The sequence below is a fragment of the Thiomonas sp. TH-17 genome, from assembly GCF_057473305.1.
In genome coordinates, this window is record NZ_JBYCKI010000312.1 from 1 (window position 1) to 12,420 (window position 12,420).

The 12,420-nt window shown below is 66.7% G+C and carries 10 protein-coding genes; 6 read left to right on the top strand and 4 right to left on the bottom strand.

Going from position 1 to position 12,420, the window contains the following annotated elements; translation table 11 throughout:
• Nucleotides 1-233 precede the first annotated feature (233 nt).
• The 6 genes from AC2VLV_RS16965 (at nucleotide 234) to AC2VLV_RS16990 (ending at nucleotide 7,371) form a co-directional block, all read left to right on the top strand.
• On the top strand, nucleotides 234-2,144 hold the full coding sequence (locus AC2VLV_RS16965; RefSeq protein WP_486991082.1) for a chorismate-binding protein: 1,911 nt from the start codon (nucleotides 234-236) through the stop codon (nucleotides 2,142-2,144).
• Nucleotides 2,145-2,226: 82 nt separating this feature from the next.
• A complete protein-coding gene (locus AC2VLV_RS16970) occupies nucleotides 2,227-3,708 on the top strand; it encodes a cryptochrome/deoxyribodipyrimidine photo-lyase family protein (RefSeq protein ID WP_486991083.1) in 1,482 nt (493 codons plus the stop codon).
• Complete coding sequence (locus AC2VLV_RS16975) at nucleotides 3,705-3,902, top strand: DUF2256 domain-containing protein (protein ID WP_486991084.1); 198 nt, start codon at nucleotides 3,705-3,707, stop codon at nucleotides 3,900-3,902. Before AC2VLV_RS16970 ends, AC2VLV_RS16975 begins: the two co-directional genes overlap by 4 nt.
• Nucleotides 3,889-5,448 (top strand): cryptochrome/photolyase family protein, encoded by a 1,560-nt coding sequence (locus tag AC2VLV_RS16980; protein ID WP_486991085.1) that lies wholly within the window; start codon nucleotides 3,889-3,891, stop codon nucleotides 5,446-5,448. The genes AC2VLV_RS16975 and AC2VLV_RS16980 overlap by 14 nt, the downstream gene beginning before the upstream one ends.
• On the top strand, nucleotides 5,445-6,635 hold the full coding sequence (locus AC2VLV_RS16985) for an FAD-binding domain-containing protein (RefSeq protein ID WP_486991086.1): 1,191 nt from the start codon (nucleotides 5,445-5,447) through the stop codon (nucleotides 6,633-6,635). Before AC2VLV_RS16980 ends, AC2VLV_RS16985 begins: the two co-directional genes overlap by 4 nt.
• Nucleotides 6,628-7,371: an SDR family NAD(P)-dependent oxidoreductase gene (locus AC2VLV_RS16990; RefSeq protein WP_486991087.1), complete on the top strand. Its 744-nt coding sequence runs from the start codon at nucleotides 6,628-6,630 to the stop codon at nucleotides 7,369-7,371. The genes AC2VLV_RS16985 and AC2VLV_RS16990 overlap by 8 nt, the downstream gene beginning before the upstream one ends.
• Before the next feature lie 24 nt (nucleotides 7,372-7,395).
• Here AC2VLV_RS16990 and AC2VLV_RS16995 read toward each other — a convergent pair whose 3' ends face one another.
• The 4 genes from AC2VLV_RS16995 to AC2VLV_RS17010 all read right to left on the bottom strand — a co-directional run bounded on the left by AC2VLV_RS16995 (nucleotide 7,396) and on the right by AC2VLV_RS17010 (nucleotide 12,382).
• On the bottom strand, nucleotides 7,396-9,525 hold the full coding sequence (locus AC2VLV_RS16995; RefSeq protein ID WP_486991088.1) for a diguanylate cyclase domain-containing protein: 2,130 nt from the start codon (nucleotides 9,523-9,525) through the stop codon (nucleotides 7,396-7,398).
• 289 nt (nucleotides 9,526-9,814) lie between these two features.
• Nucleotides 9,815-10,900, bottom strand: coding sequence for a diguanylate cyclase (locus AC2VLV_RS17000; protein ID WP_486991089.1), 1,086 nt, complete (start codon nucleotides 10,898-10,900; stop codon nucleotides 9,815-9,817).
• A gap of 43 nt (nucleotides 10,901-10,943) precedes the next feature.
• Nucleotides 10,944-11,669: an ABC transporter ATP-binding protein gene (locus AC2VLV_RS17005; protein ID WP_486991090.1), complete on the bottom strand. Its 726-nt coding sequence runs from the start codon at nucleotides 11,667-11,669 to the stop codon at nucleotides 10,944-10,946.
• A complete protein-coding gene (locus AC2VLV_RS17010; protein WP_276706124.1) occupies nucleotides 11,666-12,382 on the bottom strand; it encodes an ABC transporter ATP-binding protein in 717 nt (238 codons plus the stop codon). Before AC2VLV_RS17010 ends, AC2VLV_RS17005 begins: the two co-directional genes overlap by 4 nt.
• Between the last annotated feature and the right edge of the window lie 38 nt (nucleotides 12,383-12,420).

The following is a 12,420-nucleotide window of genomic DNA, read 5'->3' on the forward strand; positions in this document are numbered from 1 at the left end:
AGGGTACTGGCGCTTTCGGCAGCCTGCGCAGCCAGCGGGCTGAACAGGGCAGAGACGGCGAGGGCCAGAACGGTGGGGACGAGCGGTTTGGGGGATGCGAACGACATGATGACAAAATGTGACGAGAGATCGAAGCCACACAATCTATTGCCCACGGTAGGGGCTTTCGTGCGGCAAAACGTCGCATTTGTAGGGGCTCACACACAGGGGTTTTCCCGGCAGATCGGGGCGGAATGATGCAGGATTTTGTGTTGTTCGATGACGCGCAGGCCAGCCCCGCGCAGCCCTCCAGTCGCCTGATGCTCGGCGCCGAGCGGCAATGGCAGGCGGGTACGCTAGCCGAAGTCTTGCCCGCCTTCGACGAGCTGGAGCAAGCCTTGGCGCATGGGCTGCAGGCGGCGCTCTTCGTGGCCTACGAAGCCGCCCCGGCGCTTGCCGGGCTGCCTGGGCATGAGCGCGAGCAGCCTGCGCAACCGCTGGTCGAGGCGCGGGCTTTCGCCACGGCGAACTCCTTGAGCGCGCAAGACGTTACGCAATGGCTGCAGGCGCAGGCCGCGTCGTTGCCGGAGCCCGATGCGCCCTGTGGCGTGGCCGGACTGCAGCCCAGCATCACACAGGCGGACTACACCGCCGCGCTGGCGTGCATTGCCGAGCATCTGCGCGCGGGCGACAGCTATCAGGTCAACTTCACCTGGCCCTTGCGCGGGCAGGTGTTCGGCCACCCGCTGGCGCTTTATTCCGCGCTGCGGCGGGCGCAGCCCACGCGCTATTCCTGCCTGGCCAAACTCGGCGGGCGCTGGGTCTTGAGTTTTTCGCCCGAACTGTTTTTCTCGCGCGATGGCAACCTGCTGCGCGCACGGCCCATGAAGGGCACCGCCCCGCGCCAGGCGAACGAAGAGGCCGACGCGCAGGCCGCGCTGGCGCTCGCCGCCGACCCCAAGAACCTCGCCGAAAACCTGATGATTCTCGATCTGTTGCGCAACGATCTGGGGCGGCTGGCCGTGCCGGGTTCGGTGCGCGTGCCCGAGCGCTTCACCGTCGAGCCTTACCCGACCGTGTGGCAGATGACCTCCAGCGTGCAGGCCGTGCTCGACGAGCGCGGCGGGCCATGGCGTTGGGCGGAGATTTTTGCCGCGCTGTTTCCCTGCGGCTCGGTGACGGGCGCGCCCAAGCGCAAAAGCATGGAGATCATTCGCGCGCTGGAGGGCGGGCCGCGCGGGCTTTATACCGGCGCGCTGGGCTTCATCGATCCGCGCGACACCGGGCAAGGGCCGCTGGCCGTGTTCAGCGTGCCCATTCGCACCTTGCAGGTTGAAGACGCCGTGCAGACCACGGGAGAAGCCGCCGGAACCCGCGCTTTTCGATTGGGCGTGGGCAGCGGGGTGGTGATCGACTCTGACCCCGTCGCCGAGTGGCAGGAATGCTGGGACAAGCTGCGCTTCGTCACCTCGCACGATCCGGGCTTCGGTCTGATCGAAACCTTCGCCGCCGTCTGGCCCGCGCAGGCCGGGCGCATCGAGCGGCATTTGGCGCGGTTGGCGCGGTCGGCAGCGTTTTTCGGCTTTGCCTGCGATCTGGCCGCGCTCCGGCAAGCCCTGGCCGAAGCGCATCGCAGCCTCGTTCCGTCTTCTGCTCCCGCGCTTGTTGAGCCTGACGACTCGTGGTCAGCCGCCTGCGCCGCACTCGCCCCCGCGCCCTGGCGCACCCGGCTGGTGCTGCATAAAAGTGGAGCCTGGGAGCTGGATGTGCAGCACCTGCCGCCAACGCCGCAACAACCGGTGCGGCTGCTGCGGGCCGCCGAGGCGCTCGATTCGGCCGACCTGTTCCTGCGCCACAAAACCACCCACCGCTCCCGCTACGACGCCGCCTGGCGCGCCGCCGAGGCGCAAGGCGCGTTCGACCAGATCTTCTGCAACGAACGCGGCGAATTGTGCGAAGGCGGGCGCAGTTCACTGCTGCTTCGCGTGGGCGGCGCGTGGTGCACGCCGGCGCTGGCAAGCGGTCTGCTGCCCGGAGTCGGGCGGCAATGGCTGATCGACCACGGCGTCGTGCGCGAGTGCGTGCTCCAAGCCGATGCACTGCTGCACGCCGAGCAAATCGCCGTGGTCAATAGTTTGCGTGGGGTTTTGGCGGCCACGTTGTGAAGCGGCGGAAATTTCCGTAGGCGCCGTCATGGCACTCCACGGCGCGCAGCGGCGTGCGATGGGGACATGGCATCATCAAATCATGTCAACTCTGGCGCTCGTTTGGTTCAAACGCGACCTGCGTGTGCAGGATCACGCCGCTTTGCACGCCGCCGCGCAATGCGATGCGGCGCTGGCGCTTTTCGTGATGGAACCGGAGTGGATCGACAGCCCGGAGTGCGATGCGCAGCATGTGCAGTTCGCGGCGGTTTGCGTGTCCGCGCTGCGGGCGTCGCTCGCAGCCCTTGGGCTCAGGCTGTTGGTGCGCGTGGGCGATGTGCCCCAGGTGTTCGAGGACATTCGCCACGAGGTGCGTTTCACCCATCTTTTTAGCCACGAAGAAACCGGCCCAGGCTGGACCTATGCGCGCGACAAGCGGGTGGCGCGTTGGTGTGGCGAGCAAGGCGTGATCTGGCAGGAGTGGCCGCAAAACGGCGTGGTGCGCCGTCTGAGAGATCGTGCGGGTTGGGCGGCCCGCTGGCAAAGGCGCATGGATGCGCCGCAGGTGCCCTCACCGCAAGCCCTGCGCGACGCATCCAAGCCGTTGGCAGCGGGCGACTTTCCGGCCCTGCGCGACCTGCGCCTGCCCGCGGCCCGCCCCACGCCCGCTGCGGGCACGGCGGCGGCGCTCACCACCTTGCACAGCTTTCTGGATACGCGGGGCGCGCAGTACCGGCGCGATCTTTCCAGCCCGCTGACGGCAGAACGCGGCTGCTCGCGCTTGAGCGCGCATCTGGCCTTTGGCACGCTCTCCATGCGGCAGGTGCATCAAGCCACCGAGCAGCGCATTCGCGCCCTGCAGGCCAGCGGCGAGCCATCGGCGCGCAGCATGGCGTATCACCTGCGCGGTTTTGCCGGGCGGCTGCGCTGGCATTGCCACTTCATGCAAAAGCTTGAAGATGAACCGGGCATCGAGTTCCACAACTTTGCGCGCGCCTACGACGGTTTGCGCGAGCCCGAATTCAAACCCGTGTATTTCGAGGCCTGGCGCAGTGGCAACACCGGCTTCCCGATGGTGGACGCCTGCATGCGTTGCCTCAACGCAACCGGCTGGATCAACTTTCGCATGCGCGCCATGCTGGTGAGTTTTGCCGCCTATCACCTCTGGTTGCATTGGCGCGAGCCGGGGCTGCATCTGGCGCGGCAGTTTCTCGATTTCGAGACGGGCATTCACTGGAGCCAGATGCAAATGCAATCGGGCACCACGGGCATCAACACCCTGCGCGTGTATTCCCCGGCCAAGCAGCAGACTGACCATGATCCGCAGGGCGAGTTCGTCCGCCAGTGGGTGCCGGAGTGGGGGACTTCGGCTTATCCGCCGCCCATCGTCAACGAGCGCAGCGCCGTCAAGCAGGCCAAAGACCGCATTTACGCCATCCGCCAAAACCCACAGGCGAACGACGAGGCACGGGCGGTGCAACAGCGGCACGGCTCGCGCAAGAGCGGCCTGCCGCCCAGCGGCTCCCGCTCGCGCAAGGCCGTCGCGCAGCCCGCACTACCGCGACAGCAGGAGCTATTCGAATGAGCGCAGCGGCAAGCGGTCACAAGGGAAACAAGGCGGCTCTGGCCAGCAAACCCTGTGCGGGGTGCGGTCGCCCCATGAGCTGGCGTCGCGCCTGGGCGAAGAACTGGGAGGCGGTGCGCTACTGCTCGCAAGCCTGCCGCAAGAACCGGAACAAGGCCAAGAGCCAGATTGGAGCGTTGCATGACAAGCCCTGATCCTGCGAGCCCGCTGCGCCATTTGGTGCTGGTGCTGGGTGATCAGCTCGACCCGCAGGCCAGCGCGTTCGATGGGTTCGACCCGGCGCAGGATGCGGTGTGGATGGCCGAGGTGGCGGAAGAGTCCACCCATGTCTGGTCTTCCAAGCCGCGCATTGCCTTGTTTCTGGCCGCGATGCGCCACTTTGCGGCAGACCTGCGTGCCGCCGGCCTCACAGTGCATTACACCGAGCTTGACGACGCCGCGAACGCGGGCAGTTTGGCTGCGGAACTGCAGCGCGCTGTGCAGCGCCTGCACCCCGCGCAGTTGGTCATGACCCAGCCCGGCGACTGGCGGGTGCTGGAGTCGATCAAGGCCGTGGCGGCTGCCCACGAGGTGCCGCTGGAAGTGCGCGAAGACCGGCACTTCTACGCTTCGCCCAGCGACTTTGCCGCGCACGCCCGGGGTCGTAAACAGTTGCGCATGGAGTTTTTCTACCGCGCCATGCGTCAGCGACACGACGTGTTGATGGAGGGTGATCAGCCCGCTGGCGGACAGTGGAATTTCGATGCCGACAACCGCGAGGCGTTTCCCAAGTCCGGCCCCGGCCAGGTGCCCAGCCCGACGCAGTTTGCGCCAGACGCCATCACTCGCGAGGTCATCGCACGGGTGAATCAGCGCTTCGCCAGCCACCCGGGCCTGCTGGATGATTTCGCCTGGCCGGTGACGCGGCCGCAGGCCTTGCAGGCGCTGGCTCGCTTCATGCGCGAACGCCTGCCGCAGTTCGGCCAGTGGCAAGACGCACTCTGGCCCAACGAGCCCTGGCTCTGGCATGCCCACCTTTCTGCGGCGCTCAACCTCAAGCTCCTGAATCCGCGCGAAGTGGTCGAGGCGGCGCAGACCGCCTGGCGCCAGGGCGAAGCGCCGCTGCACAGCGCCGAAGGCTTTATCCGCCAGATTCTGGGCTGGCGCGAATATGTGCGCGGCATTTACTGGACGCAGATGCCCGGCTACGCCGACCGCAACGCGCTGGACGCGCAGGCGCCGTTGCCCGCCTGGTTCTGGACCGGTCAGACCGACATGGCCTGCCTGCGTGATGCCCTGGCGCAAACCCTGCGCTACGGCTACGCCCATCACATCCAGCGGCTGATGGTCATCGGGCTGTATGCCTTGCTGCACGGGGTGCAGCCGCAGCAGGTGCACCAGTGGTTTTTGGCCGTGTATGTCGATGCGGTGGAATGGGTGGAACTGCCCAACACCCTGGGGATGAGCCAGGCGGCGGACGACGGTCTGATGGCCAGCAAGCCCTACATCGCCAGCGGCAAATACATTCAGCGCATGAGCGGAGGCAGCCTGTGCGCGGCCTGCCGGTTCGATCCGGCGCAGCGCACCGGCCCCCGAGCTTGCCCCTATACCACGCTGTACTGGGACTTTTTGCTGCGGCACGAGGCGCGTCTTGCGGCCAATCCGCGCACCGTGATGCAGGTGCGCAATCTGGCGCGGTTGTCGGCCGACGAGCGCGCGCACATCCAGGCGCAAGCCCAGTCGATCCGGGACGCGGCGTGACTCTGGCAACCGAACCGCCTGCGCTTTTCGAGCCGACCCTTGCGGCAGCGCAGCGTCTTCTCGCGGCGGTGCGTCCTGCAGACTATGCCCGCAGCCGCAACCATTTGGAAGGGCGCGTCACCCGGCTCTCACCGTATTTGACGCATGGATTTCTCGGTCTGCGCGACGTGGTGCAGCACCTGTCGATGCGCCGCGGCCTCGGGCTTCAGGACAAGCTGTTGCAGGAACTCGGTTGGCGCGCTTTTTTTCAGCAGGTTTGGCGACACGAGGGCAACGGCATTCTGCAATCGCAGCATCCCGGCCCGCTGCCAGACCGTGCTTACGCCCCAGCCTTGCCTGCGGATCTGCGCGAAGGCCGCACTGGCGTACCGGTGATCGACCAGGCCGTGCGCACGCTCTATGCCACAGGCTATCTGCACAACCACGCGCGCATGTGGCTGGCTTCCTACACCGTGCATGTGCGCAAGGTGCATTGGCGCGCCGGGGCCGACTGGATGGTTGCGCACCTGCTCGATGGCGATCTCGCCAGCAACCACCTGTCTTGGCAATGGGTGGCGGGTACGGGCAGCTCCAAACCCTATCTGTTCAATGCCGACAACGTGGCGAAGTACGCGCCTCATGCCTGGCATAGCCCGGGCACCGTGATCGATGCGACTTACGAAAGGCTGGATGCGCTTGCGCGTCAGCCACAAGACCTCGGCGCTGAACCGGGCGAATTTTTCGGCGTGGCAGAACCCGCCTTGTTCTCCGAGCCGCCAGCCGGCGGGTTTTCGCAGGCGGATGCGCGGGCCGTGGCCGCACAGGATGTGTGGCTGATTCATCCCTGGGCGCTGGGGCAGGTTCCAGAAGGCAGGCATCCAGTCGCGGTTTGCGATGCCGATTGGCATACGCGCTGGCCTTGGTCTGCCGCGCGTTGGCAGTTTGTGGCCGCGCGCATGCAGGCGCTTGCGCCCGTGCGCTGGTTTGGGACGACGGCCTCTTTGCTGGAGGCGCTCAAGGCGGCGCGCTCGGTGCAAGGCTGGCAAAACCCGCATCTTTCCGCAGCCTGGAACGCTCTTGCTCTGGCCGCGCCGCCATCGGCTTTTGCCGAGCCGACGCAGCGTTGCCGCTCGTTTTCTGCGTATTGGTCGCGCGTGCAAATCCTTTCAGCGTCATCGTCTATTCAAGGAGACTTGTTTCATGAGTGAGCAACCCATTGTTTTGATTACCGGTGCGCGCGGCGGCATGGGCCGGGCGCTGAGTGCGCAATTGCATGCGCAGGGCTGGCGCGTTGCCGGTGTTGGGCGCGACGTGACGGTGCTGGCCGATGTGCCGTCCAGCGTGCGCATTGCCGCGGACGTCACCACGCCCGAGGGCGCGGCGCAGGCCATTGCGCAGTGCGCGGAGCAACTGGGCCAGACGCCGTCGCATCTGGCGCATTGCGTGGGCAGCACCCTGATCGCACCGTTGCACCGTACCAGCGCCCAGCAATGGCGCGAGGTGCTGCGCGTCAACCTCGACAGCGCGCTGTGCATGCTCGGCGCGTGGATCGAGGCGCGCCGCGAGGCGCAGCAACCGGGCGCGGCGGTGCTGGTGAGTTCTGTCGTTGCGCAGATCGGCGTGGCCAACCACGAAGCCATTGCTGCGGCCAAAGCGGGCGTGGAAGGACTGGTGCGCAGCGCGGCGGCGACCTACGCGCCGATCGGCCTGCGCGTCAACGCCGTGGCGCCCGGCATGACGGATACGCCCTTGACCGCAGGCATGCTCAAAGTGGCCGCCATGCGCGAAGGCGCGGGCAAGCAATATCCGCTGGGCGGGGTGCAGACGGCCGAGCAAATCGCCGAAGTCATGGCGTTTCTGCTGTCAGAGTCCGCCAGCCGTATCACCGGCCAGTGCATCGCGGTGGACGGGGGCTTCACCACCATCAGGCCATTGGTGAAGTAGCGCATTTTTCAGTGCTCACGCGATTCAGGGGGAATTCGCTGAGGTTCTGTTTTCCGATTTGGCCGCATACATCGCTTTGTCGGCCAGCCGCATCAGGGTGTCGGCGTCTTGCGCGTCGAGTGGGTAGGCGGAGATGCCGATGCTCATGTCGATGGGCAGTTGCACATTCGGGGCAATGTCGAACGGGGCGGCAACGGCTTGTCGCAGGCGCTGCACGCTGTTGGCATAGCCGCTCTGGATTTCGAGCGGGTTGAGGTCTTCCATCACCACGACGAATTCGTCTCCGCCCAGGCGCACCAGGAAATCGGTCTGGCGCTGCACGGCCTGCAGGCGGCGGGTGAGTTCGCGCAGCACGCGGTCGCCCGCGCTGTGGCCCCAGGTGTCGTTGATCAGCTTGAAGCCGTCGAGATCGATCATGCCCACGGCGAACAGGCTGCCTTGCCGACGCGCGCGGGCGATGACTTCGGGCAGGTATTGTTCGAGGGCATAGCGGTTGGGCAGGCCGGTGAGGGTGTCGTGCCTCGCGCGGTGGGCTTCAACGCGCTGCAGATGGCTCAGCCGCTCTTTCACGTCGAGTTCATCGAGCCCATAGCCCAGCAGGGCCGCGACCTGCTCGCATAGGGCGATGGTCTGCTCGTCGAAGGCCTGCGCCAGCGGCGAGGTGAACACCAGCACACCCCACAGCGCGTCGCCGCGCCGCACGGGGGCGGCCAGGGCGGCATGCCAGCGATGGCGCGACAGCGAGGGGTGCCAGGGCTGCATGTCCGGGTCGCGGAGCAGGTCGTTGCAGACCTGCAGCGTCTGCGTATCCCAGACGCGCAGCACCAGGGGCGCGCGGTTGGCGTCGTTCAGATGCACGCGAAAGTGATCGAGCTGCTGGGCGCCTTCGCCTGCGCGCGCCAGCACGCGAAAGGCGCCGCTGTCGTCCGGCCGTGCCAGCCAGGCGGCATGGAACTGGGTGTCGGTGGCGAGGGTGTCGCAGGTGCGCTGCAGCATCTCTTCCGCGCTGCGCGACTGCAGCACCACTTCGCCTTCGCTGATCAGGGCGCGGTAGAGGTTTTGCAGCCGGTCGATGCGCTCGCGCTGGCTGATGGCTTGCAGCCCGCGATCCACGCTAGCGGCGAGGTTGAGCAGCCAGTCGCGCAGGCTGTCGTCCATCTCGCAAGGGGCTCGCTCAGCCGCGTTGGCGCAGACCACGCGCAGCAGGGCGCACACCTGCCCCTGCGCATGCAGCGGGATACAGGCGTCCAGCGTGCGGCCATCGCCCTGGAACTGCGGGCGGTTCTGGCGCCAGGCGGTGTCGAGCAGGGGGGTGTCCAGCACGTCCATCGGCACCGGGCCGGACTGCGCGGCAATCTCGAAACCCCCTGCGTCGGGGTCGCGCTGCACGATGCTCAGCGGCGCCAGATTTTCAAGCGCCGCGTAGGCGCGGCAGATCGCGGCATAGAGCGCTGTGGCGGTGGTCGCACTGGCGCCAAGCTGGTTGGCTTCGGCCAGCAGGGCGTTGAGTTGGGCTTGCCGCGCGGTGCGTGCGCGCGCCGTTTCGGCCCGCGTGCGCCAGTCGAGCATTTGCAGGAACTGGAGCTGTCCGCGGCGTATGGCCACGCCGAGGTAGAGCAGATAAATGCAAACCATGGCCGCCATCGCCGTGGACAAAGAGGTCTGCACCCCCACCAGGCGCAGCGCCAGAGGCACGATGACCGAGACGACGAACAGCCCGGAAGCCCAGGCATCGAAGGCCAGACCCGCCACCGCAGCCCCGCTCACCCCGGCCAGGAAGAAGGCCACGAACGACTGCTCGATGGGGCTGGCGGGAAAGAGCGCGGCAGGAATCGCGCCCCAACTCATCCCCGTGGCCCACGACGCGGCCCGCAGTACGCGCAGCCGCAGCGAGCGCTGCACTGGGCGAAGACTTTCGGCCGGCAGGCCGCGCCAGATCAGCCAGACCAACAGGCGAATCGCCTGCAGGCCGATCATCACGCCACCCCAGACCGCGTAAAAGCCGACGGGTGCGCTGCCATGCAGAAACGCCAGGGCGATGAGCGCCACTGAGGCGTTGGCCACGGCAGAAACCGGCACCGTGGCGAGCAACAGCCGCACACGTGCAGCGGCAATGGCTTGCGGTGCGGTCGTGATTTGGGCGTCGTGCGGCATGGGGGCGGGGTAAGTGCGCATCAATGCCAAGAAATGTAAACGGGCATCCCCCTCAATTGAAGGGGCGGGAGCGGCCTGCGGCGGGCGAATTGCCAACTATTGCCGCTAGGAGCCTGTGGGGCTTGAGGATCGCGGGCTGCAAAAAGGCTGTGCGGCGTCCTGCAGCAGCGGCTTTTTGCCCCATAGCTTCGGCTATGGGGCGGCAAATCCGCCGCCGCAGGCCATCCCCACACCCTTTTTTCGCTCTACGCGACTCATGCCCCACAGGCTCCTGGCGGTGGTTTTCGATTCAGGCGGGGTGAACCGGCCCGACGGCATGAGGCGCAGTCGGGTGATCCGCCACCTGGTTGCGCCCTTGGTGCTTGGCCGAGTAAAGCGCGGCGTCGGCGGCTTGCATCCAGGCCTGCAGGTTGCTGAATTCCGGGGCGGCAGCGGCCACGCCAATACTGCTGCTCAGCCGCACCTCCGGGTGATTCGGCAACCGCAGCGTCAGCAACTCGGTGCGGATGCGCTCGGCGATGCCCAGCGCATCGGACTGGCCGGTGTTCTGGCACAGCACCGCAAACTCGTCGCCGCCGTAGCGACCGGCGCAATCCTCGTCGCGGATGCAGTCGCGGATGAGTTGCCCCACCGCGCGAATGGCATCGTCTCCGGCCGTGTGGCCGTAGGTATCGTTCACCTGCTTGAAGTGATCGACGTCGATCATCAGCAGGCAGGCCGGTTGCCCCACGGCCTGAAAAAGCTGCAGCGCGGCGTCGGCCTGCTGCTGCCAGTGGTCGCGGGCGAACAGCCCGGTTTGCACATCGGTGCGGCGCAGTTGTTCCAGCAACTTGTTTTGTCGCGACACGGTGCGGATGAGCCGGTAGCTGCCGATGCTGCTCGACAGGGTATGCACCACCAGCAGCGGCAAGGTGCAGAGAACAACCAGCAGCGAGCTTTCCAGTTGCACCGGCGGGTGCACGATCAACGCGGTGAGCGCCGCCGCGCCAAACAGCCCCGGCAGCGAGGTCAGCCACAGGCGGCGCATGCCGCTGCTGAGTTTGTCGAAGGTGGTGACGGTGACCAGCACCACGCTGGGCAGCAGGTTGAAATGCATCAGCGCCACCCACATGCCGGCGATGGCCGAGTCGATCAGCAGGTTGTGTTTTTCAGCGCGGTAGCTGTCGGCGCTCAGCCGCGCGCGCAGCAGGGCGATCTGCGGCCACAGCAGGCAACACACGATCATCATCGCCCAGCGCCACGGGTGCGCGTGCTGTTCGATCAGCACCCCGGCAATTGCCAGCCCGCCCAGCCCCATGCCGACCACGCGCAGCGGGTAGATGCGGCGATAGGTGGTCTGTTTGAAAGCGTCTTGTCGGGAGGCGGAATAGGGCATGGCGGCAGCGACGCTACAACACGCCGCATCGTTGCCGCGGAGTTTACAGGCCGAAGTAAGTCTCGCGAACCGCGTCGCTGGCTTCGAGTTCGGCCCGCGTGCCCGAGAGCCGCACCTTGCCGTGATCGATCAGATAGCCGCGGTCGGCCAGCTCCAGAAAGGCCACGTTCTGCTCGGCGATGAGCAGGGCGGTGCCCGCGCCGATGCTGGTCTTGAGTACCTCGATGACCTGCTTGACGAACACCGGCGCCAGGCCCGAGGACGGCTCGTCCATCAGCAGCAGCTTGGGCTCGGAGATCAGCACCTTGGCGATGCCCAGCATCTTGCGCTGCCCGCCCGACAGCGTGCCCGCCGCGTCGCGTCGCTTGGCGGCGAGATCGGGGAACAGCGCGAAGAGTTGCTCCTTGCGTTTGCGAATCTGCGCATCGGGCAGAAAGTAGCCGCCCAGGGCGATGTTCTCGTCGATCGACAGGGTGGGAAACACCCCGAGTTCCGACATATAGGCCATGCCGCGGCGAATGCGCTGGTCAGGCGCGAGGCGGTCGATGCGTTCGCCCTCGAAGGCGATCTCGCCCCGCCAGCACGGCAGCAGCCCGATGAAGGTGCGCAGCAGGGTGGACTTGCCCGCGCTGTTGGCGCCGAGCAGCAGCACCGTCTCGCCGGGCATCACCTCCAGATCGACGCCCCAGAGCACTTGCAGCGCGCCATAGCCCGTCTGCACATCGCGCACCGAAAGCAGGGCGACGGTGTTCGCATCCGATGCGCTCATGCTTCGCCCCCGAAGAATGCGGCCACGACTTCCGGGTGGCGCGAGGCGGCGTCGAGCGAGCCCTCGAACAACATGCGCCCGGCCCCCAGCACGATGACGCGCTGCGTGATGCTGCCGAGAAACGCCATCAGATGTTCCACCACGATGAGGGCAATGCCGCGCTGCGACAGCTTGCGCAGCAACTCGGCAATGCCGCCCAACTCGGCCGGGTTGAGCCCGGCGCCGATTTCATCGACCAGCAGCAGCTTCGGCCCCGTGGCCAACGCGCGCCCCAGATCGAGCAGCTTTTGCTGGTTGACCGTGAGCGAGCCCGCCAGCTTGTCGGCCTGCTTGTCCAACTCGATGTCGTGGAGGATGGCGTTGATGTCCACCGCGCCCGCGGCATGGCCGAAGTGCGCGGCCACTTCGATGTTCTCGCGCACCGTCATATCGCGAAAAGTCTTGGGCACCTGAAAAGTGCGGTTGATGCCGAGCTGCGCCAGCTTGTGCATCGGCACCTTGTGCACCGGCTTGCCGTCGAACGCAATACTGCCGCTGTCTGCGCGGTAGAGGCCCGAGATGACATTGATGGTCGTGGTCTTGCCTGAACCGTTGGGGCCGACCAGGCCGACGATCTCGCCCGGCGCGAGGCTGAAGCTGACGTCGTTCAGCACCACATGGCCGCCGAAGCGCTTGTTCACGCCCTGAAGCTGAAGGAGGGTTTCAGAAGACACGCACGCCCCTCCGCGTAAACAGCGACAGCACGCCGCCG